This is a genomic window from Staphylococcus simiae, from assembly GCF_017357005.1.
In the GTDB taxonomy this organism is placed as follows: Bacteria; Bacillota; Bacilli; order Staphylococcales; family Staphylococcaceae; genus Staphylococcus; species Staphylococcus simiae_A.
In genome coordinates, this window is the sequence record NZ_CP071589.1 from 1,091,682 (window position 1) to 1,115,124 (window position 23,443).

Below are 23,443 nucleotides of genomic sequence, written 5' to 3' on the forward strand. Positions count from 1 at the left end.
TAAGATTTTCTAGCTATCAAGATAGCAGAAACTCTAACAATTGCATTGGGACCCAACACAGAGAATTTCACCAAGAAATTCTACGGGCAATGCAAGTTGGGCAAGAGCTAGTAAAGATTAAAAATCTAACTAGCTCTAATAACGAACGATGATGATGTTCGATGATGATGTTCAATGTTTAAATATATATAATAGTAGATAACATGTTTTAAAGGGAGAATGAATATGAAGAAAATTTTGTTGGCAGTGACAGGTGGTATAGCTGCATATAAAGCGATTGATTTAACTAGTAAACTAACACAAACAGGATACGAAGTACGTGTCATGCTTACAGAAAATGCTCAACAATTTGTCACACCGTTAGCATTTCAAGCCATTAGTAGAAATGTTGTTTATACCAATACATTTCTTGAAGAAAACCCTCATGAAATTCAGCACGTAGCACTAGGTGATTGGGCTGATGCCATTATTATTGCCCCTGCAACTGCTAATACAATAGCTAAATTAAGTGTTGGTATAGCTGTTGATATGGTAACTTCTACACTATTAGCTACAGAAACACCGACATTTATTGCTCCCGCAATGAATGTGCATATGTATAATAACAAACGTACACAGCACAATATGCAGGTTTTAAAAAATGATGGTTATCATTTTATTGAACCAGGTAGTGGTTATTTGGCTTGTGGTTATGTAGCAAAAGGACGTATGGAGGAACCTTTAACTATTGTTTCAATTATTGATGATTATTTTAAAACACAACAACGTAGAGTAACGAGTTCATTCAATGGTAAAAATGTTCTCGTAACAGCAGGGCCAACTGTAGAAGTTATAGACCCAGTACGCTTCGTATCTAATCGTTCATCAGGAAAGATGGGATTTGCTATTGCACAAGCGTTAATGAATCGTGGTGCTAATGTCACATTGGTAACAGGGCCAACACAACTTGAAGATATACCAGGTGTTAAGATGGTTCATGTGCAAAGTGCACAAGAAATGTTTGAAGTGGTTAAAAATAAATTTGAACTTCAAGATATGGTTATTAAAGCCGCTGCAGTGTCTGATTATACACCGTCAGAAGTGTTAGAACATAAATTAAAGAAACAAGATGGCGACTTATCTGTAACATTTAAACGTACTGTAGATATTTTAAAATATTTAGGTGAACATAAAACAAGTCAATTTTTAGTTGGTTTTGCTGCAGAGACTAAAGATGTTGATGCATATGCTGAACAAAAATTGCACAAGAAAAATGCTGATGTCATTATTTCAAATAATGTCGGAGATCAAACTATTGGCTTTAATTCAGACGATAATGAATTGACCATGCACTTTAAAGATGGACAGCACATATATATTAAGAAAGGTCGTAAAAGTGCTTTAGCAGCTCGAATTTTAGATGAATTAGAAACTAGGTGGCAATAATGATAGCAAAGGTCATTGTCGATATTCCTTCCAAAAGTGTCGATTTTAAATTTGATTATATTATTCCTGAACATCTTGAATCTGTTGTTCAAAAAGGTGTACGAGTAATTGTGCCATTTGGACCTAGAACAATACAAGGTTATGTGATGGATATTGTTAATGATCCACCAGAAGATATTGAACAAGCGAAATTAAAAGCAATTAAAGAAGTCCAAGATATCAAACCGGAATTAACACCTGAACTCATTGAATTAAGTGAATGGATGAGTACGACACATGTGATTAAACGTATTTCAATGTTAGAAGTCATGTTGCCAAGTGCGATAAAAGCTAAATATCATAAAGCATTTAAATTAATAGAAGGTGTAGAAATCCCAGATCATTTAGCTCGACGATTTGATCGACATGGTTATTATAATTATAAAGACGCGCAGAAAAACAATGATATAACTGAATTAATCGACTTATTACAACAAGAGCTAGTGGTGGAAGAAACAATTTTATCTCAAAATATTAAAAAGAAAGCTAAGAAAGCAGCACGTATTATAGATGGTTTTAATCCAGATGACGTTTTAGCTCAATTAGAAAAGTATATTAAACAGTATGATTTATACGCATATTTAACTGAAGAACGACATAAAACAGTATTTTTAACAGATTTAGATGATATGGGATTTTCAAAATCTAGTTTAAATGGCTTAGTCAAAAAAGGCTACGTCGAAAAATATGATGCCATTGTTGAACGTGATCCCTTTGCAGATCGTATTTTTGAGCAGGAAAATAAACGACAGTTAACAGCTGATCAACAACACGCTTATAATGCAATAAAAGAAAAAATTGTGGCTCATGAACAACGAACTTTTTTACTTCATGGCGTCACTGGATCAGGAAAAACAGAGGTCTATTTACAAACTATTGAAGATGTGTTGAATCAAGATAAACAAGCAATGATGTTAGTACCAGAAATAGCGTTAACGCCACAAATGGTTCTGCGTTTTAAGCGTCGATTCGGTGATGATGTCGCAGTCTTACATTCAGGGCTATCAAATGGAGAGCGTTATGATGAGTGGCAAAAAATTCGAGATGGTAGAGCACGTGTTAGTGTGGGTGCACGTTCAAGTGTCTTCGCACCATTTAAAAATTTAGGATTAATCATTATTGATGAAGAACATGAATCTACGTATAAACAAGAAGATTATCCGAGATATCATGCTCGTGAAATTGCGCAATGGCGTAGTGAATATCATCATTGTCCTGTTATTTTAGGTAGTGCAACACCTTGTCTCGAAAGTTATGCTAGAGCTGAAAAAGGTGTCTATCAATTGTTGACACTTCCAGGGCGGGTTAATAATCAAGCATTACCAGACATAGATATTGTGGATATGCGTAAAGAATTAAGTGAAGGTAATCGCTCAATGTTTTCAACTGAATTACGACAAGCGATTCAATTACGTTTAGACAAAAATGAACAAATCGTGCTCTTTTTAAATCGACGAGGATATGCTTCATTTATGTTATGTCGTGATTGTGGCTATGTTCCGCAATGTCCTAATTGTGATATTTCGCTAACTTATCACAAGACAACAGATTTATTAAAATGTCACTATTGTGGTTATCAAGAAACACCGCCAAACACTTGTCCTAATTGTGAAAGTGAACATATACGCCAAGTTGGTACAGGAACTCAAAAAGTAGAGGAACTGTTACAACAAGAATTTGAACAGGCACGCATTATAAGAATGGATGTTGATACAACTTCTAGGAAGGGTGCCCACGAAAAGTTACTAACAGATTTCGAACAAGGTAAAGGTGATATTTTACTTGGTACACAAATGATTGCCAAAGGACTAGATTTTCCCAACATTACTTTAGTTGGTGTATTAAATGCTGATACAATGTTAAATTTGCCTGATTTTAGAGCGAGTGAACGTACATATCAATTACTAACTCAAGTAGCTGGCCGAGCTGGCCGACATGACAAAGAAGGCCAAGTAATTATACAAACATATAATCCAGATCATTATGCTATTTTAGATGTTCAAAAGAATGATTACTTAACTTTTTATAATAAAGAGATGCAATATAGAAAATTAGGGAAATATCCACCATATTATTTTTTAATTAATTTTACTATTTCACATCAAAACATGAAAAAAGTGATGGAAGCTTCCCAACATGTGCATCAAATTTTATTGCAACATTTAACTGATAGAGCACTAGTGCTTGGTCCATCACCTGCAGCACTTGCCCGTATAAATAATGAATATCGTTTCCAAATTTTAGTGAAATATAAAAGTGAACCTGGTTTACTTCAAGCAATTCAATTTTTAGACGATTATTATCATGAGAAATATGTTAAAGATAAGCTATCTTTAAAGATTGACATTGATCCACAGCTAATGATGTAAAAAAAGACTTCAAATGACCTTAATTTGGCCGTTTGAAGTCTTTATTCATAATTACATCATGATATTGCCATTTTCATCAGATGGTCTGAATAATGTTAACACTGCACTAATAATAGCTAAGATATGTGGTATACCTGTCCAAAAGAAGAGAAGGTGCAATATGCCTTGCATATTTTTTCCTGCATAAAACTTATGGACACCGAAACTACCAAGAAAAATTGCTAATAGAATATAAATAATTTTGTTTACTTCCATTTAAAGTGCCTCCTGTAAATGTAATATTAAATTGTGCGTTAATATATAAATAATATATCTTTCAATAATATTATACCCAACAGCTTGGAAATTAATCCTATATTGATTAACATTCAATATTTTCTGTATAAGTTAAATATATTAGCACTGGTCGCAATTTTAATCATTTTACGTTATAATAGTTTGATGAATTTTATTGAGGAGTTTATGTTATGGCCATAAAAAAATTAGTTCCATCTGCCCATCCTTTATTAACAACACAAGCACATAGAGTGACACAATTTGATAACTCATTGCAGCAGTTATTACAAGATATTGAAGATACTATGTATGCCAATGATGCTGCAGGTCTTTGTGCACCGCAAATTGGACAACCTTTACAAGTTGCGATGATAGATATGGAAGAGGAAGGTCTTTTACAATTAATTAATCCAACATTAATCAGTCAATCTGCGGAAACAGAAACAGATTTAGAAGGTTCAATTACGATTCCTGATACGTATGGCCGAGTAACTAGAAGTAAACTAATTGTCTTAGAAAGTTACGATATCAATGGTAATAAAGTAGAATTAACTGCACATGATGATGTAGCTCGAATGATTTTACACACTATAGATCAATTAAATGGTATACCTTTTATAGAACGTGCTGAACATATATTAACTGAAAAAGAATTGGAGGCATATTTTAATAATGACTAATATTATATTTATGGGGACGCCCGACTTTTCAACTACTATTTTAAAAATGCTAGTTGCTGAGTATAACGTTATAGCTGTAGTGACACAACCAGATCGTCCAGTAGGTCGTAAAAAGGTATTAACAGCGCCACCAGTGAAGGAAGTTGCGTTGGAATTTGACATTCCAGTATATCAACCTGAAAAATTAGCAGGATCTGAAGAATTAAAGCAATTAATACAGTTAAATGCAGATTTAATTGTTACAGCAGCATTTGGACAATTACTACCAGAGTCTTTATTACAATCTCCTAAACTAGGTGCAATAAATGTTCATGCTTCACTGCTACCTAAGTATAGAGGAGGTGCACCAATCCATCAGGCAATTATCGATGGGCAACAACAAACTGGTGTGACAATTATGTATATGGTTAAACAGTTAGATGCTGGCAACATTATTTCACAACAGGCCATTGATATTGAAGACCAAGATAACGTTGGCACGATGCACGAAAAACTTAGCTTTTTAGGTGCAGATTTATTAAAAGAGACATTACCTTCTATTATAAATGGAACCAATGATAGTATCCCTCAAAATAACGATTTGGCAACTTTTGCGTCTAATATTTCTAGAGAAGATGAACGTATTAATTGGGATCAAACTGGAAGAACAATATTTAACCATATAAGAGGTTTGTCACCTTGGCCAGTTGCTTATACAACTATGGATGATACGAATCTGAAAATTTATCAAGCTCATTTGGTCAGCGGTAAGCAAGGTGTTGCCGGAACGATTATTGAAACAACTAAAAAAGCGATTATTGTAGCAACTGCTGATGATAACGCAATTGCAATAACAGATATGCAACTTGCAGGTAAGAAACGCATGTTAGTAGCAAATTATTTAAGTGGTGTACAAGAATCACTGGTTGGGAAGAAATTAATATGACAGAAACAGTAAGAAGTCTCGCTTTTGATACGATTCAAGATATTATGAATGATGGTGCATATAGTAATATTCGCATTAATGAAGTATTATCAGCTAATGACTTAAATGCGATGGATAAAGGCTTATTCACAGAAATTGTCTATGGAACAGTCAAACGTAAATATACATTAGATTACTTTTTGAAGCCTTTTGTACAAACTAAAATAAAGGCTTGGGTTAGACAATTATTATGGATGAGTATATATCAATATGTATATTTAGATAAAGTACCTGATCATGCAATTATTAATGAAGCAGTTGAAATTGCTAAAGAACGTGGAGGATACCATAATGGCAATGTTGTAAATGGTATCTTAAGAACGATGATGCGCAGTGAGTTACCTCATTTTGAAGATATTACTGACCCTAAAAAGCGTATGGCTATAGAATATAGTATGCCAAAATGGATTATTGATCATTGGGTTACACATTATGGTTTAGAAGAAACAGAAGCAATTTTACAATCATTCATGGAACAAAATGACACAACTGTAAGAGCCAATATTACACGTGCATCTATTGAGGATATTATCGCTAAACTACAAGATGAGGGATATGAGGTTGAACAAGATCAAGACTTACCATATTGTCTACATGTTTCAGGACAACCAATTATCAATTCTCGCTCATTTAAAGATGGCTTTGTTTCTATTCAAGATAAAAGTTCAATGTTTGTTGGACATATTATAGGATTAGAGCGTCATGACTATGTTTTGGATGCTTGTAGTGCACCTGGAGGAAAAGCTTGTCATATAGCTGAATTATTAATGCCAGAAGGTCACGTTGATGCTACAGACATTCACGAGCATAAAATAGATTTGATTAATTATAATATTAAAAAATTACGCTTGAATAATATCAAAGCTTTTCAACATGATGCAACAAAACCATATCAACAAACCTATGATAAAGTTTTAGTCGATGCACCTTGTAGTGGGCTAGGGGTATTAAGACATAAACCTGAAATTAAATATACACAGAGTAAAGAACATATTGCGTCACTAGTTGATTTACAATTAGAAATATTAGAAAATGTAAAAAACAATGTCAAAATAGGTGGTACTTTAATCTATTCTACATGTACAATAGAACAATTAGAAAATGACAATGTCATTTATACATTCTTAAAAAATAATAAAAACTTTGAATTTGAACCTTTCCAACATCCTGTGACTGGAGAAATGGTTAAGACAATGCAAATAATGCCACAAGATTTTAATTCAGACGGATTCTTTATCACAAAGATAACAAGAAAGGAACAATAAGCATGATTACTACAGAAAAGAAAAAGAAAAATAAATTCCTCCCTGATTTTGACAAACAATCAATTTATTCATTAAGGTTCGATGAGATGCAACAATGGTTAGTAGAGCATGGCCAACAAAAATTTAGAGCTAAACAAATATTTGAATGGTTGTATCAAAAACGTGTTAATTCAATCGATGACATGACTAATTTATCAAAAGATTTACGTCAATTACTACAGGATAATTTTACTGTCACTACATTAACTACAGTAGTTAAACAAGAAAGTAGAGATGGAACAATTAAATTTTTATTTGAATTACAAGACGGTTATACTATTGAAACGGTATTAATGAGACATGATTACGGTAATTCTGTCTGCGTGACGACTCAAGTAGGATGTAGAATAGGTTGTACGTTTTGTGCCTCTACATTAGGTGGTTTAAAACGTAATTTAGAAGCCGGAGAGATCGTGTCACAAGTACTCACTGTACAAAAAGCTTTAGATGAGACAAATGAACGTGTATCTCAAATCGTTATTATGGGCATTGGTGAACCTTTTGAAAATTATGATGAAATGATGGATTTCCTTAAAATTGTTAATGATGATAATAGTTTGAATATTGGTGCACGTCATATAACTGTATCAACTTCAGGTATTATTCCGAGAATTTATGATTTTGCAGATGAAGATATTCAAATCAATTTTGCAGTAAGTTTACATGCAGCAAAAGATGAAGTTCGCTCACGGTTAATGCCTATTAATAGAGCATATAATGTAGAAAAATTAATTGAAGCAATAAAATATTATCAAGAGAAAACAAATCGTCGTGTAACTTTTGAATATGGCTTATTTGGTGGCGTAAATGATCAACTAGAACACGCACGTGAACTGGCACATCTAATAAAAGGTTTAAATTGTCATGTTAACTTAATTCCTGTTAACCATGTACCTGAGAGAAATTACGTTAAGACGCCAAAAGATGATATATTTAAATTTGAAAAAGAACTTAAACGACTTGGAGTTAATGCTACAATTCGTCGTGAACAAGGTTCTGATATTGACGCTGCATGTGGTCAATTAAGAGCAAAGGAACGACAAGTAGAAACGAGGTAAAGATAAATGCTAGAGGCACAATTTTTTACTGATACTGGACAACATCGAGAGAAAAATGAAGATGCTGGAGGTATTTTCTATAATCAAACACAACAACAATTATTAGTACTATGTGATGGAATGGGTGGTCACAAAGCTGGTGAAGTAGCTAGTTCATTTGTAACTTCTGAATTACAACAACGTTTTGAAAATGAAAATCTTATAGAACAACATCAAGCAGAAAATTGGTTACGTCAACAAATTAAAGATATCAATTTTCAACTATTTCACTATGCGCAAGAAAACCCAGAATATAATGGTATGGGAACGACTTGTGTCTGTGCACTTGTTTTCGATAAATCTGTAGTAGTAGCTAACGTTGGTGATTCAAGGGCATATGTTATTAATGGTAGACAAATTGATCAAATTACAAGTGATCATTCATTTGTTAATCATTTAGTACTTACTGGTCAAATTTCTAAAGAAGAAGCCTTTACGCATCCACAACGAAATATTATTACTAAAGTGATGGGTACAGATAAACGTGTAAGTCCAGATTTATTTATCAAACGATTAAACTTTTATGATTATTTGTTGCTTTGTTCTGATGGTTTAACTGATTATGTTAAAGACAATGACATACAACGTCAGTTGAAAAAAGATCAAACACTAGAAGAGCACGGTAATCATTTAATGCAATTAGCGATGGATCACCATTCGAAAGATAATATAACTTTCATAGTCGCAGCAATTGAAGGTGATAAAGTATGATAGGTAAAATAATAAACGAGCGATATAAAATTATAGATAAACTTGGTGGCGGCGGAATGAGTACGGTATATCTTGCTGAGGATACCGTCTTAGATATGAAAGTTGCCATTAAAGCTATATCTATTCCTCCAAGTGAGAAAGAAGCCACATTGAAGCGGTTTGAGCGTGAAGTACATAACTCTTCTCAACTATCACATGAAAATATCGTAAGTATGATTGATGTTGCCGAAGAAGATGATTGCTATTTTCTAGTTATGGAATATATAGAAGGACCAACATTATCGGAATATATTCATAATCATGGTCCTTTAAGTATTGATACTACCATCAATTTTACCAATCAAATTTTAAATGGAATTAAAGAAGCGCATGATATGCGTATTGTACATAGAGATATAAAACCTCAAAACATATTAATAGATAAACACAAAACGTTGAAAATATTTGATTTTGGTATTGCAAAAGCACTTAGTGAGACTTCTTTTACGCAAACAAACCATGTCTTAGGTACAGTGCAATACTTTTCTCCAGAACAGGCGAAAGGTGAATCGACTGATGAAGGAACAGATATATACTCAATAGGTATTGTGTTATATGAAATGCTAACAGGTGAACCACCATTTAATGGCGAAACAGCTGTTAGTATAGCAATTAAACATATTCAAGAATCTGTACCCAATGTAACAACAGCAGTACGACATGATGTGCCACAAGCATTAAGTAATGTCGTGTTACGAGCAACTGAAAAAGATAAAACAAATCGCTATAAAACGATTCAAGAAATGAAAGATGATTTAAGTAGTGTACTTCATGAAAATAGGGCACTAGAAGAAGTTTATGAATTAGATAAAATGAAGACTAAGGCAGTTAGTTACTCTAAAGAAGACATTGCCAATCATTTAAATAATAATCCAAAAGTTACAAAACAAACCATGCAAGTACCAATTGTTGAAGGTCCTGCACATCATCAACAATTTCAACAGTCAGAAGAAGCACTTTACACTGGACCAAAGAAGAAAAAATCTAAGAAAAAAATAATTTTATATTCATTGATTTTCGTATTATTGGTAGTCGCATTAATATCATTTGTCGGTATGGCAATGTTTGGTAATAAATATGAAGAAACACCTAATGTGTTAGGAAAGACAGTTAAAGAAGCTGAAACGATTTTCAATCAACATAAATTAAAATTAGGTAAAATTTCGCGTAGTTACAGTGATAAATACGCTGAAAATGAAATTATTAAAACTAACCCTAATGAAGGTGAACGCATTGAGCGTGGGAATAGTGTGGATGTAGTTATATCCAAAGGACCCGAACGTGTAACAATGCCAAATGTTATTGGCTTATCAAAAGACGAAGCCTTAGATAAACTTAAAGAAGTTGGTTTAAAAAATATTACAGTTGAACAAATGTATAGCCACAATGTTCCTGAAGGTAAAATTGCTGATCAAAGCGTTGCTGCTGACAATAAAGTTAAGAAAAATGATTCAGACATAAAAATTTATGAGTCACTTGGACCTAAACAAGTATATGTAGATGATTATGAAGGTAAGTCATTTTCAAAAGCAAAGAAAGATTTAGAAAATAAAGGCTTTAAAGTAGTAAGTAAAGAAGTGTATGATGATGATGTTGATAAAGGAGACGTTATTTCGCAGTCGCCTAAATCAAAATCCGTAGATGAAGGGTCAACGATTTCATTTGAAGTATCTAAAGGAGAAGAAAAAGATTCTTCATCAAAATCTGATTCTGACAATGATTCTAATAGTGATAAAGTTAAAAGTACTTCTGTATCAGTGGATGTGCCATTTAGTGGTAAGAAAAACAAATCACAAACCGTTAAAGTATATATTAGAGATAAAGATAATAATGGTACTTCAGCTAAAAGTGATTTTACTATAACAAGTGATCAAAAGATTGATATACCACTTAAAATTGAAAAAGGTAAAACTGCTGGTTATACAGTTAGAGTCGATGGTAAAATTGTAGCTGATAAAGATGTTAGCTACGATGATGCGTAAAATTAATTAAAGAACATAATTAAAATAAATTAAAACTATTTAAAACTAAGTAACGAAGTTGCTAATTTCAAGTAAAGTGACATTTTTAGTCATGCAATTTGATTTAAGATACACGAGTTACTTAGTTTTTTGTATTGCTGAGTGGTAATAATGAAACTCTCTTAATAATCATTTTAATCAATGACTTATTAAGAGAGTTTTTAAGGTTCTCTATTTATTAATTCATAATAAACTGCATAAGAGTCTCTAGCTATCAAGACAGCAGAAACTCTAACAATCGCATTGGGACCCGTCATAGAAAAATTTAAAGGATTACAGTTGGCACTATTAGTGCAACTGCATAAGAGCTAGTAAATAACTAGCTCTAAATGTGCAAGCTGGGCAAGGGACCCAACATAGAGAAACTGCGAAACAGTTTCAACAAGCAATGCAGGAACCCGTCATAGAAAAATTTTATAACTAAAATTTTTACTTTAATATGCAAGACGGGCAAGGTTGGGCAAGAGCTAGTAAAGATTAAAAATCAAAAATAAAGGATTACAATTGATATAAAAAAGGATTACAGTTTATTATTTCATAATAAACTGCATAAGAGTTTCTAGCTATCAAGATAGCAGAAACTCTAACAATTGCATTGGGACCCAACATAGAGAAACTGCTAAACAGTTTCTACAAGCAATGTAAGTTGGGCAAGAGCTAGTAAAGATTGTAAGTCTATAAGACAAGCAATTATAACTAACGGTTTAATTTGCTAGGGTATATATAACTTGAAAAGTAAGTATTAATTAATTTTAAAAAATGTGAATGATATATAAATATTCGATACTTTGATATAATAAACTAAGTTAATAAAAACGAGAGGTGTCATAGTGAAAACAGGTCGTATTGTAAAATTGATTAGTGGTGTATATCAAGTTGATGTTGAAGGTATTCGCTTTAATACTAAACCACGTGGTCTATTTAGAAAGAATAAATTTTCACCTATAGTAGGAGATATCGTTGATTTTGATGTTCAAAATGTTGATGAAGGTTATATACATCATGTCCATCCACGTAATAATGAATTAAAAAGACCACCTGTGAGTAATATAGATACACTAGTGGTGGTTATGAGTGCGGTTGAACCTAATTTTTCAACACAGTTATTAGATAGATTTCTGGTTATTGCTCACTCTTATGATTTAACTACAAGAATATTAGTAACAAAAAAAGATTTAGCTTCGCCTAAACAAGTAGAAGAAATTAATCAATTATTGGATATTTATAATAAAATTGGATATGAAACTGAATTTGTAGGTGATGGTGATGATAGAACGACATTAGTTGATCATTGGCCTCCAGGTTTGATTGTTTTAAGTGGGCAATCTGGAGTAGGTAAATCAACGTTGTTGAATCAATATATGCCTGAATTAAAGCTAGAAACTAACGACATTTCTAAATCTCTGAATCGCGGTAAACATACGACAAGACATGTAGAATTATTTGAACGTCATAATGGCTTTATCGCAGATACTCCAGGTTTTAGTGCCTTAGATTTTGATCATATCGATAAAGACGATGTGAAACATTACTTTTTAGATTTGAATTATTATGGTGAACAATGTAAGTTTAGAAATTGTAATCATATTAAAGAACCACATTGTAATGTGAAAAAAGCACTTGAAGATGGGGATATTGCACAATTTAGATATGATCATTATTTACAATTATTTAATGAAATTTCAAATAGAAAGGTAAGATATTAAATGACAAAACTATACCCTTCACTTTTATCAGCTGATTTTGCGAATTTAAAAGTTGAGCTTGATCACTTAGCGGATGCTGGCGTCGATGGTCTTCATTTTGATGTTATGGATGGTCAATTTGTACCTAATATTTCGATTGGTGTACCTATTTTAGATGCAGTGCGCCAACATTCATCATTACCAATTGATGTACATTTAATGATAGAAAACCCTGAGCAGTATATTGAATTATTTGCTGAACATGGAGCGGATTTAATTTCTGTCCATGTTGAAGCAACACCCCATATTCATAGAGCAATACAACTTATTAAACAACATAATAAAAAAGCTGGTGTAGTGATTAATCCTGGCACACCTGTATCTTTAATTAAACCTATTTTAGGGCTTGTTGATTACATCTTAGTTATGACTGTCAATCCAGGTTTTGGTGGACAGCAATTTATAACAAGCTGTGTTGATAAAATTGCTGAGTTAAGCCAATTGAAGCAACAACACGGTTTCACATATGATATTGAAGTTGACGGTGGAGTTAATTTGGAAACAGCAAAAGTATGTGTAGAGAATGGAGCGACTATGTTAGTAACAGGATCATTTTTCTTTAAGCAACAAAGTTATAAAGATGTCACTCAACAATTGAAAGGTGAATAGCTATGCATATCAATCTTTTATGCTCTGATCGATTTTTACCTAAGGACTTATTGTCGTCGAGACATGAAGATAAATGGGCTGGTGTAGATAGAGGTGCGTTAATATTATTGGAGCATGATATAACACCATTTTTTTCAGTTGGAGATTTCGATTCTGTAAATGAAGCAGAAAGAAAGTTGTTGCAAGAGCAATTGAACATTAAGCCTGTCAAAGCTGAAAAAGCAGATACTGATTTGGCTCTTGCTGTTGAAAAAGCAGTAGCATTAGGATTTAATCAAATTACGGTATATGGTGCAACAGGTGGCAGATTGGATCATTTTTTTGGTGCAGTGCAATTATTGTTGAAACAAGCGTATTATCAACATAACATTACGATTGAATTAGTTGATAGTCAAAATAAAATAAAGCTATTACCGACGGGTGAACATCATATTCAATTAATTAAGAAATATCCTTATATTTCGTTTATACCAATGTCTGATAATGTACTGTTATCATTAACTGGTTTTAAATATGATTTGCACCGACAATTATTAGATCTAGGTTCGACTTTAACTATTTCTAATGAAGTTGAACAAGATAATGCGATTATTAATGTACATCAAGGTTTGTTATTACAAATAAGAAGTACAGATTTAAATAATTAAAAGATTAATAAAGAAAAGTGGAACAGAAGGCGGTACAAATCAACGCACTTACTGTTCCACTTTTTAACTGTTACAGGAATAACTAATATAAATATTTTCTATTTTTAAAATGAATAATCGAATTTAGTAGAAAGTAAGAAAAATTTAAAGTAAGTTGAAATTGAGACTCCCGGATTAGCTAGTCAACTTGTAAAAAATGATTATAGTTTTATAATTAAGAGTTAGCCAACCAAGACTAATATAGTAATTGAAGTGCTTGGATACACAAATTATCAAGGTGTGCTATCAAATTGGACTAATATTCTTGACAGCTGAGCGTTTGTTAAAGAACGATATAAACAAAAAAAGAACTTAAAGGATAACCTTTAAGTTCTTATAAATGATTCCTCCACATAAGGATCATTTTTATGTGCAATATATTTATTAAACTCTAGTTACTTTACCAGATTTTAAAGCACGTGCAGAAACCCAAACTTTTTTAGGTTTACCGTCAACTAGAATTCTAACTTTTTGAAGGTTAGCGTTCCATCTACGTTTAGTAGAGTTTAAAGCGTGTGAACGTCTGTTACCAGTCGAAGCTTTACGACCTGTTACGAAACATTGTTTACCCATATGAGTACCTCCTTTAATAAATATAAATACACATAACTACTTATATACTTAAATAACATAGCATAATTATCTTAAAAAAACAAATAAATTTTTCGTGAAAAGTCAACTTTGGTTTATATTATGATATAATTGTAGACTGTGAAGTGATATAGTATGATATTTAAAAGTATTAATTAAATATTTTGTGTTAATGTTTATTGTTAACTTATAGACGTTTCATTATAAGTAACAGAAAAGTATAAAAGCATTTATCATAGTTTGACAAAGTTTACTTTTTATTATGCATCTTCAAATAATGTAGATATTAAAAAGATTAACGAAGTCACATGGATACAATTAACTATTAATATAAGTAATGTAAGATTCAAAAACTATGATTAGAACTAAATTTAAAAAATTGAAGAGACTATATGTTTATTTAATAGGGAAAGAATAACTTCGAAGTATAGGAGGAATATAGACGATGACATTAGAAATTTCAAATGATTACGGTAAAATCGACATATCAAATGAAGTAATAGCATCAGTAGTTGGTGGTAAAGCTGTTGAATGTTATGGTATCGTAGGTATGGCTTCAAGACAACAAGTAAGAGATGGTATTGCTGAAATTTTAGGCCATGAAAATTATGCTAAAGGCATTAAAGTTAATGAAAGTAACGGTGTAGTTGACATTGATATGTACATCATTGTAAGTTATGGTGTGAAAATATCAGAAGTTGCTAATAATGTTCAATCAACTGTGAAATATACTTTAGAAAAATCACTCAATGTATCAGTTAATTCTATTAATATATATGTACAAGGTGTACGTGTGAATAATACAGGTAAGAAAAACTAGGAGGACAACTGGAAATGATTAGCGAAGTTAATGGTAAATTATTTGCCGATATGATAATACAAGGGGCACAAAATTTATCTAATAATGCAGATTTAGTAGATTCATTAAATGTTTATCCTGTACCAGATGGAGATACAGGTACTAACATGAACCTTACAATGACTTCAGGTAGAGACGAAGTTGAAAATAATTTATCACAACACATTGGTGAATTAGGAAAGACATTTTCAAAAGGATTGTTGATGGGAGCTAGAGGTAACTCAGGTGTAATCTTATCTCAATTGTTTAGAGGTTTTTGTAAAAATATAGAAAATGAGACTGATATTAACGCACAACAATTGGCAGAAAGCTTTAATGCAGGCGTTGAAACTGCATATAAGGCAGTGATGAAACCAGTTGAAGGTACTATTCTTACAGTTGCTAAAGACGCAGCAAGTGCAGCGATGGATAAATGTCAACAAACAAATGATTGTATAGAATTAATGGAATATATCATTGTCAAAGCAGAAGAATCACTTGATAATACACCTAATTTATTGCCAGTATTAAAAGAAGTAGGCGTTGTAGATAGTGGTGGTAAAGGTCTATTATGTGTGTATGAAGGATTTTTAAAGGCGCTTAAAGGTGAAACAGTATCTGTAAAAGCTGTAACGCTAGATAAAGATGATTTAGTTCATGATGAACACGATTTTCATGGCGTTATTAATACTGAAGACATCGTTTATGGGTATTGTACAGAAATGATGGTTCGTTTTGGCAAAAATAAAAAAGAATTCAATGAACAAGAATTTAGACAAGACTTGAGCGAATATGGAGACTCATTATTAGTTATCAATGATGAAGAAATAGTTAAAGTTCATGTACATACCGAACATCCAGGTGATGTGTTTAACTATGGTCAACAATACGGTGAGTTAATTAAATTAAAAGTTGAAAATATGAGAGAACAACATCGCGAAGTTGTGCGTAAAGAAGAACGTTCTACAGAAGAAACAACGAAAACAGTAGACACAGCTATTATTACTATATCAATGGGTGATGGTATATCAGACATTTTCAAATCTATGGGTGCCACACATATTATAAGTGGTGGTCAAACGATGAATCCATCTACTGAAGATATTGTCAAAGTAATTGAACAATCACAATGTAAACGAGCAATCATTTTACCAAATAATAAAAACATTTTAATGGCTAGTGAGCAAGCTGCAAGTATTGTAGATGCTGATGCAGTCGTTGTACCAACTAAATCGATTCCTCAAGGTATTAATGCGTTATTCCAATATAATCCAGATGCCACAGTTGAGGATAATAAATTACAGATGGAACAAGCGCTTAGCTCAGTAACATCAGGGTCATTAACATATGCTGTTCGTGACACTAAAATTGACGGTGTTGAAATCAAAAAAGATGCCTATATGGGCTTGATTGAAGATAAAATTGTTAGCAGTAATAAAGATGAGTTTGTTACGTTAACAGAACTATTAAATGCAATGCTATCTGAAGAAACTGAAATTTTAACTATCATAGCTGGAGAAGATGCTAAGCAAGAACTGACAGATAAAACGATTTCTTGGATTGAAGAACACTATCCCGAAGTTGAAATTGAAGAGCATCAAGGTAATCAACCTATATATCAATATTTCTTTTCAGTTGAATAAGATTTAATGATAAAGTTTAACTAAATATAATTTACTTTAATCAAGACCTGCAATGTTGTGAGGGTCTTGATTTTTTTTATTCTTTAGTAAAGTTCTGAGCATGGGTATTCAGTAGTTTTCATGATAGAATAGAGCTATTACAAAAGCATCTTGTGAAATAAATAAGAATTAATAGGTGATCATAGTGACAAAGGTCAATTTAATAGAAAGTCCGTATTCGTTAGGACAAATTAAAGGAATAGGCCCTAAAAAGATAGAAGCTTTGCAACAACTAAATATTAACTCTGTTGAAGATTTAGTACTATATTTACCAACGAGATATGAAGACAATACAGTGATTGATTTAAATCAAGCCGATGATCAAGCGAATGTCACTGTAGAAGGACAAGTATATACTTCACCAGTTATTGCCTTTTTTGGACGAAATAAATCAAAACTTACTGTGCACTTAATGGTCAATGGTATCGCAGTTAAATGTATATTTTTTAATCAACCTTATTTAAAAAAGAAAATAGAGTTGAACCAAACAATTACCATTAAAGGTAAATGGAATAGATATAAACAAGAAATAACAGGCAATAGAGTCTTTTTTAATGCTACTACGCAAGTATCAAATGACCAAAATGAAGTACAATTAGAGCCAGTTTATCGAATCAAGGAAGGTATTAAACAAAAGCAATTAAGAGACCATATTAGACAAGCTATTCAAGATGTAACAATTCATGAATGGTTAACTGATGATTTAAGACAAAAATATAAATTAGAATCGTTGGAATTTACCTTAAACACACTACATAATCCTAAAAACAAAACAGAACTATTAAGAGCACGTAGGACGTATGCTTTTACTGAATTGTTTTTATTTGAATTACGTATGCAATGGTTAAATAGATTAGAAAAGACAACGGACGAAGCAATTGAAGTAAATTATAATATTGACTTAGTAAAAGATTTTATAGATCAGTTACCTTTTGAATTAACAGAAGCACAAAAAAATAGCGTGAACGAGATTTTTAGAGACTTAAAAGCACCTATTAGAATGCACAGATTATTACAAGGGGATGTTGGTTCTGGTAAGACGGTAGTTGCGGCGATATGTATGTATGCTTTAAAAACAGCAGGTTTTCAATCAGCATTAATGGTTCCTACTGAAATTTTAGCAGAGCAACATGCTGAAAGTTTAATACAATTATTCGGCGATAAAATGAATGTGGCATTATTGACTGGCTCTGTTAAAGGAAAAAAACGTCGTATACTTCTTGAACAATTAGAACAAGGAACCATTGATTGTTTAATAGGTACGCATGCGTTAATACAAGATGATGTAGTATTTAAGGATGTAGGCTTAGTTATTACAGATGAACAGCATCGTTTTGGTGTTAATCAACGTCAATTACTGAGAGAAAAAGGTGCCATGACAAATGTATTGTTTATGACTGCAACACCTATACCAAGAACACTTGCCATTTCGGTATTCGGTGAGATGGATGTATCGTCAATAAAACAACTTCCTAAAGGAAGAAAAGCAATTATTACGACTTGGGCTAAACATGAACAATATGATCAAGTATTAGCACAAATGACATCTGAACTAACAAAAGGTCGTCAAGCTTATGTCATATGTCCATTAATAGAAAGTTCTGAGCATTTAGAAGATGTACAAAATGTTGTTGCCTTATATGAATCTTTACAACAATATTATGGTGAGCAACGTGTAGGATTATTACACGGTAAGCTATCTTCTGAGGAAAAAGACGAAGTAATGCAAAAGTTTAGTGATCATGAAATTGATGTTCTAGTTTCAACAACAGTTGTTGAGGTTGGTGTTAATGTACCTAATGCAACATTCATGATGATTTATGATGCAGATCGCTTTGGATTATCTACGTTGCACCAATTACGTGGACGTGTTGGTAGAAGTGAGCATCAAAGTTATTGTGTATTAATTGCTTCTCCTAAGACGGAAACTGGTATTGAACGTATGACCATAATGACGCAAACAACTGATGGCTTTGAATTAAGTGAGCGGGATTTGGAAATGCGTGGTCCAGGTGATTTCTTTGGCGTTAAGCAAAGTGGATTACCCGACTTTCTAGTTGCAAATATTGTCGAAGATTATCGTATGTTAGAAGTGGCTCGAGATGAAGCTGCAGAACTTATCCAATCTGGAGCATTCTTTGATAATCAGTACCAACATTTAAGAAGTTTTGTTGAAAATCATTTGCTCTATCGAAGCTTTGATTAAAGAATTACTGGGAGTGGGACAGAAAAATTTTTTCTATAAATTTTATTTCATAATTCCATCCAGACAAGACTGACGAGGTTTTTAAAACGATGATTTATCAACAATTTAAAAGCCAAACAGTTACTGCCAAATAGTTAAATTTAAATGTAACATGCTTTTGTCACAGGTTCTTAGAAAATGTATTGAATAAAGAATTCTATGATGTAGTAAATATTGTATTTTTAATAGCTTATAGGTAACTGCTAACTTTCTTGAAATAATAATAATATAAAAAGTATAGATATTTCACAGTAAATTGTTGAGCAGTTTAAACAGAAAGTGTTATGATATGTGAGGAATGTTTAAGACTAGGTACTAAAAAATGAGGGGTGACGTTGTGAAATTAAAAAAAGATGAACGTAGACAAGCAATTAAACAACAAATAGAACGTAATCCCTTCATTACTGATAACGAATTAAGCGACAAATTTAATGTAAGTATTCAAACGATTCGCCTAGACAGAACGAATTTAAATATTCCTGAATTACGTAAAAGAATTCAATTAGTAGCTGAAGAGTATTATGAACAAATCAGTTCAATAGACAAACAAGAATTTATTGGAACATTAATTCAAGTGAAACCAAATGATACAGCACAATCTATTTTAGAAATTACACATGATTCTGTTTTCGCAAAGAATCAAATTGCTAGAGGACACGTACTGTTTGCACAAGCCAATTCTTTGTGTGTAGCATTAATTCAGTATCAAACAGTATTAACTTATGAAAGTAATATTCAATTTTTAGAAAAAGTAAAATTAAATGATACGGTTATTGCACAAGCCAAAGTAATAGATAAAACTTCAAGATTTTATATTGTTGAAGTTAATTCTTATGTTAAAGATAAATTAGTATTTAAAGGCAATTTTAAAATGTTTTATTATAAGTGAGGAATAATATAATGGTCAAAATAGCAATTGATATGATGGGTGGAGACAATGCACCTGATATTGTTTTGGAAGCAGTAAAACAAGCTGTCGAAGATTTTAAAGATTTAGAAATTATCCTTTTTGGTGATCAAGCAAAATATAATTTAAAGCATGAACGTATAGATTTTAGACATTGCAGTGAAAAAATTGAGATGGAAGATGAACCTGTTAGAGCTATTAAACGTAAAAAAGATAGTTCTATGGTTAAAATGGCCGAAGCGGTTAAATCTAAAGAAGCAGATGGATGCGTTTCAGCTGGTAATACAGGTGCATTAATGTCTGCTGGTTTATTTATTGTCGGACGTATTAAAGGTGTGGCTAGACCTGCTTTAGTTGTTACTTTACCGACCATTGATGGCAGAGGTTTCGTCTTTTTAGATGTGGGCGCTAATGCAGATGCTAAACCTGAACATTTACAACAATATGCTCAATTAGGTAACATTTACGCTCAAAAAATAAGAGGTATTAATCAACCTAAAGTATCATTATTAAATATTGGTACAGAACCAGCAAAAGGTAATGCACTAACTAAAAAAGCTTATCAATTATTGAACGAAGATCAACAATTAAATTTTGTTGGTAATATAGAAGCTAAAACATTGATGGATGGAGAAACTGATGTTGTTGTAACTGATGGTTATACCGGAAATATGGTACTTAAGAATTTAGAAGGTACTGCGAAGTCCATAGGTAAAATGTTAAAAGATACTATAATGAGTAGCACTAAAAATAAAATTGCAGGGGCAATTCTAAAGAAAGATTTAGATGCTTTTGCCAAAAAAATGGATTACTCTGAATATGGTGGCTCTGTGTTATTAGGTTTAGATGGCACAGTAGTAAAAGCACACGGTAGTTCTAATGCTAAAGCATTTTATTCTGCCATTAAACAAGCCAAAATTGCTGGCGAACAACAAATTGTACAAACAATGAAAGAAACTGTAGGTGAAACGAATGACTAAAACTGCAATTATTTTTCCAGGACAAGGTGCACAAAAAGTAGGTATGGCACAAGATTTATACAATCATAATGAAGCAGCAACACATATTTTAAATAGTGCAGCTGAACTAATGGATTTTGACATTTTAGAAACTATGTTTGTCGATTCTGAAGACAAATTAGGTCAAACTGAACATACACAACCAGCACTTTTAAGCCATAGTATAGCTTTATTCCATGCATTAGAAGGGTTAAACGCAGACTATACAATGGGACATAGTTTAGGTGAGTATTCGAGTTTAGTAGCAAGTGGAGTATTATCATTTGAAGATGCAGTTAAAATTGTTCGCAAACGTGGACAATTAATGGCCCAAGCATTTCCAAGTGGTGTTGGTAGTATGGCTGCTGTTTTAGGTTTAGATTTTGAACAAGTAGACAATATCTGTAAAGAATTATCTACAGATGACCAAGTTATCGAACCAGCAAACATTAACTGTCCAGGACAAATTGTTGTCTCAGGACACAAAGCACTGATAGACGAGTTAGTGGACAAAGGTAAATCGTTAGGTGCAAAACGTGTCATGCCTTTAGCAGTATCTGGACCATTCCATTCTTCTATGATGAAAGTGATTGAGCAGGATTTTTCTGATTATATTAATCAATTTGAATGGCATAATGCTAAGTTTCCAGTAGTACAAAATGTTAATGCACAGGGTGAAACAGATGGTGAAGTTATTAAAGCTCAAATGGTTAAACAATTATATTCACCAGTTCAGTTTATTGATTCTGTTGAATGGTTAATTGATAACGGTGTAGATCATTTTATAGAAATTGGCCCTGGAAAAGTACTATCAGGTTTAATTAAGAAAATTAATAGAGATGTCACATTAACATCAATACAAACTTTAGAAGATGTGAAAGGATGGAATCAAAATGACTAAAAGTGCATTAGTTACAGGAGCATCTAGAGGTATAGGTAAAAGTATTGCATTACAGTTAGCAGATGAAGGTTATAATGTTGCGGTCAATTATGCAGGAAGTAAAGATAAAGCAGAAGCAGTAGTTGAAGAAATCAAAGCTAAAGGTGTAGATAGCTTTGCAATTCAAGCAAATGTTGCTAATCCTGATGAAGTAAAAGCAATGATTAAAGAAGTTGTTAGTCAATTTGGCTCATTAGATGTCTTAGTAAATAATGCTGGTATAACTAGAGATAATTTATTAATGCGTATGAAAGAACAAGAGTGGGATGATGTTATTGATACTAACTTAAAAGGTGTATTCAATTGTATTCAAAAAGCAACGCCACAAATGTTAAGACAGCGTAGTGGAGCTATTATCAACTTATCAAGTGTTGTAGGTGCAGTAGGTAATCCTGGACAAGCAAATTATGTTGCAACTAAAGCTGGTGTGATTGGCTTGACTAAATCAGCAGCCCGTGAACTCGCTTCACGTGGTATTACGGTTAATGCTGTAGCTCCTGGTTTTATTGTATCTGATATGACAGATGCTTTGAGTGATGATTTGAAAGAACAAATGTTAACACAAATTCCATTATCTCGATTTGGTGAAGACACGGATATTGCAAATACTGTTGCTTTCTTAGCTTCAGATAAAGCGAAATATATCACTGGACAAACAATCCATGTTAATGGTGGTATGTTTATGGAATAAGTGACAAGCTTATGACATTGGTACAAAAAAACATTTTATACTTCTTATACTTAAGCATTTGGCAGTAACTGTCTGGGTTGTAAAATGTTAATAAATTAACGTTTTACAACCCTAGTCAGTTTTGCCGGGGTGGGATTAGGAAATGAATTTTATTGGAAATTCATTTCAGTCCCACTCCCAAGAAACACTAATCACTAAAAGTGATAAGTGTTTCTAAAATTTCTACTTGTTTTTTACAATTCAACATGTGAAAATATAATAGTCTATGTATAGGCATTTTTAAAGGAGGTGAATCGACGTGGAAAATTTCGACAAAGTAAAAGATATCATCGTTGACCGTTTAGGTGTTGATGCTGATAAAGTAACTGCAGATGCATCTTTCAAAGATGATTTAGGCGCTGACTCACTTGATATTGCTGAATTAGTAATGGAATTAGAAGACGAGTTTGGTACTGAAATTCCTGATGAAGAAGCTGAAAAAATCAACACTGTTGGTGATGCTGTTAACTTTATTAACAGTCTTGAAAAATAATAAATTAAACATCTGGGTCGATAGATTTGTCGGCTCAGTTTTTTTCTTTAATTA

Annotated in this window: 21 protein-coding genes; 19 read left to right on the forward strand and 2 right to left on the reverse strand. The window is 32.4% G+C overall.

All coding sequences use genetic code 11. The features are described from left to right. The first annotated feature begins 225 nt into the window (after window positions 1-225). Both coaBC and priA read left to right on the forward strand, forming a co-directional pair. The gene (gene coaBC / locus J3R86_RS04965; protein ID WP_207518312.1) at window positions 226-1,425 is read left to right on the forward strand and encodes a bifunctional phosphopantothenoylcysteine decarboxylase/phosphopantothenate--cysteine ligase CoaBC; all 1,200 of its coding nucleotides are present in this window, start codon (window positions 226-228) and stop codon (window positions 1,423-1,425) included. Beyond that, a complete protein-coding gene (gene priA / locus J3R86_RS04970; protein WP_207518313.1) occupies window positions 1,425-3,833 on the forward strand; it encodes a primosomal protein N' in 2,409 nt (802 codons plus the stop codon). Before coaBC ends, priA begins: the two co-directional genes overlap by 1 nt. Before the next feature lie 51 nt (window positions 3,834-3,884). Here the strand turns inward: priA and J3R86_RS04975 are convergent, their stop codons facing one another. Beyond that, window positions 3,885-4,088 (reverse strand): TM2 domain-containing protein, encoded by a 204-nt coding sequence (locus tag J3R86_RS04975; RefSeq protein WP_002462588.1) that lies wholly within the window; start codon window positions 4,086-4,088, stop codon window positions 3,885-3,887. A 212-nt stretch (window positions 4,089-4,300) separates the two neighbouring features. On the opposite strand from J3R86_RS04975, the gene J3R86_RS04980 reads away from it, so the two are divergent. From J3R86_RS04980 to J3R86_RS05020, 9 genes are all read left to right on the forward strand, one after another. Continuing rightward, window positions 4,301-4,789, forward strand: coding sequence for a peptide deformylase (locus tag J3R86_RS04980; RefSeq protein ID WP_207518314.1), 489 nt, complete (start codon window positions 4,301-4,303; stop codon window positions 4,787-4,789). Beyond that, on the forward strand, window positions 4,782-5,714 hold the full coding sequence (gene fmt / locus J3R86_RS04985; protein ID WP_207518315.1) for a methionyl-tRNA formyltransferase: 933 nt from the start codon (window positions 4,782-4,784) through the stop codon (window positions 5,712-5,714). Before J3R86_RS04980 ends, fmt begins: the two co-directional genes overlap by 8 nt. Further along, the gene (gene rsmB / locus J3R86_RS04990; protein ID WP_207518316.1) at window positions 5,711-7,018 is read left to right on the forward strand and encodes a 16S rRNA (cytosine(967)-C(5))-methyltransferase RsmB; all 1,308 of its coding nucleotides are present in this window, start codon (window positions 5,711-5,713) and stop codon (window positions 7,016-7,018) included. Before fmt ends, rsmB begins: the two co-directional genes overlap by 4 nt. A gap of 2 nt (window positions 7,019-7,020) precedes the next feature. Further along, window positions 7,021-8,115, forward strand: coding sequence for a dual-specificity RNA methyltransferase RlmN (rlmN, locus tag J3R86_RS04995; RefSeq protein WP_207518317.1), 1,095 nt, complete (start codon window positions 7,021-7,023; stop codon window positions 8,113-8,115). A 6-nt stretch (window positions 8,116-8,121) separates the two neighbouring features. Then, window positions 8,122-8,865 (forward strand): Stp1/IreP family PP2C-type Ser/Thr phosphatase, encoded by a 744-nt coding sequence (locus tag J3R86_RS05000; protein ID WP_207518318.1) that lies wholly within the window; start codon window positions 8,122-8,124, stop codon window positions 8,863-8,865. Further along, on the forward strand, window positions 8,862-10,886 hold the full coding sequence (gene pknB, locus J3R86_RS05005) for a Stk1 family PASTA domain-containing Ser/Thr kinase (RefSeq protein WP_207518319.1): 2,025 nt from the start codon (window positions 8,862-8,864) through the stop codon (window positions 10,884-10,886). The genes J3R86_RS05000 and pknB overlap by 4 nt, the downstream gene beginning before the upstream one ends. 869 nt (window positions 10,887-11,755) lie before the next feature. Beyond that, window positions 11,756-12,631: a ribosome small subunit-dependent GTPase A gene (rsgA, locus tag J3R86_RS05010; RefSeq protein WP_207518320.1), complete on the forward strand. Its 876-nt coding sequence runs from the start codon at window positions 11,756-11,758 to the stop codon at window positions 12,629-12,631. After that, window positions 12,632-13,279: a ribulose-phosphate 3-epimerase gene (gene rpe, locus J3R86_RS05015; RefSeq protein ID WP_207518321.1), complete on the forward strand. Its 648-nt coding sequence runs from the start codon at window positions 12,632-12,634 to the stop codon at window positions 13,277-13,279. Between the two features lie 2 nt (window positions 13,280-13,281). Beyond that, a complete protein-coding gene (locus J3R86_RS05020) occupies window positions 13,282-13,926 on the forward strand; it encodes a thiamine diphosphokinase (protein ID WP_207518322.1) in 645 nt (214 codons plus the stop codon). Between the two features lie 423 nt (window positions 13,927-14,349). Here J3R86_RS05020 and rpmB read toward each other — a convergent pair whose 3' ends face one another. Next, window positions 14,350-14,538 carry a 50S ribosomal protein L28 gene (rpmB, locus tag J3R86_RS05025; RefSeq protein WP_000517908.1) on the reverse strand — a complete coding sequence of 63 codons (189 nt, stop codon included), beginning with the start codon at window positions 14,536-14,538 and terminating at the stop codon, window positions 14,350-14,352. 463 nt (window positions 14,539-15,001) lie between these two features. Here rpmB and J3R86_RS05030 point away from each other — a divergent pair, with 463 nt between their 5' ends. The 8 genes from J3R86_RS05030 (at window position 15,002) to J3R86_RS05065 (ending at window position 23,389) form a co-directional block, all read left to right on the forward strand. Continuing rightward, the gene (locus tag J3R86_RS05030; RefSeq protein WP_207518323.1) at window positions 15,002-15,376 is read left to right on the forward strand and encodes an Asp23/Gls24 family envelope stress response protein; all 375 of its coding nucleotides are present in this window, start codon (window positions 15,002-15,004) and stop codon (window positions 15,374-15,376) included. A gap of 14 nt (window positions 15,377-15,390) precedes the next feature. Continuing rightward, entirely contained in the window at window positions 15,391-17,037 is a 1,647-nt protein-coding gene (gene fakA, locus J3R86_RS05035; protein WP_207518324.1) for a fatty acid kinase catalytic subunit FakA, read from the forward strand. A 184-nt stretch (window positions 17,038-17,221) separates the two neighbouring features. Then, window positions 17,222-19,282 (forward strand): ATP-dependent DNA helicase RecG, encoded by a 2,061-nt coding sequence (recG, locus tag J3R86_RS05040; RefSeq protein ID WP_207518325.1) that lies wholly within the window; start codon window positions 17,222-17,224, stop codon window positions 19,280-19,282. 361 nt (window positions 19,283-19,643) lie between these two features. Then, complete coding sequence (fapR, locus tag J3R86_RS05045; protein WP_207518326.1) at window positions 19,644-20,210, forward strand: transcription factor FapR; 567 nt, start codon at window positions 19,644-19,646, stop codon at window positions 20,208-20,210. An 11-nt stretch (window positions 20,211-20,221) separates the two neighbouring features. After that, on the forward strand, window positions 20,222-21,208 hold the full coding sequence (plsX, locus tag J3R86_RS05050; protein WP_207518327.1) for a phosphate acyltransferase PlsX: 987 nt from the start codon (window positions 20,222-20,224) through the stop codon (window positions 21,206-21,208). Further along, window positions 21,201-22,127: an ACP S-malonyltransferase gene (fabD, locus tag J3R86_RS05055; protein ID WP_207518328.1), complete on the forward strand. Its 927-nt coding sequence runs from the start codon at window positions 21,201-21,203 to the stop codon at window positions 22,125-22,127. The genes plsX and fabD overlap by 8 nt, the downstream gene beginning before the upstream one ends. Next, on the forward strand, window positions 22,120-22,857 hold the full coding sequence (gene fabG, locus J3R86_RS05060; RefSeq protein WP_207518329.1) for a 3-oxoacyl-[acyl-carrier-protein] reductase: 738 nt from the start codon (window positions 22,120-22,122) through the stop codon (window positions 22,855-22,857). The genes fabD and fabG overlap by 8 nt, the downstream gene beginning before the upstream one ends. A 298-nt stretch (window positions 22,858-23,155) precedes the next feature. Further along, on the forward strand, window positions 23,156-23,389 hold the full coding sequence (locus tag J3R86_RS05065; RefSeq protein WP_002462381.1) for an acyl carrier protein: 234 nt from the start codon (window positions 23,156-23,158) through the stop codon (window positions 23,387-23,389). Window positions 23,390-23,443: the final 54 nt, after the last annotated feature.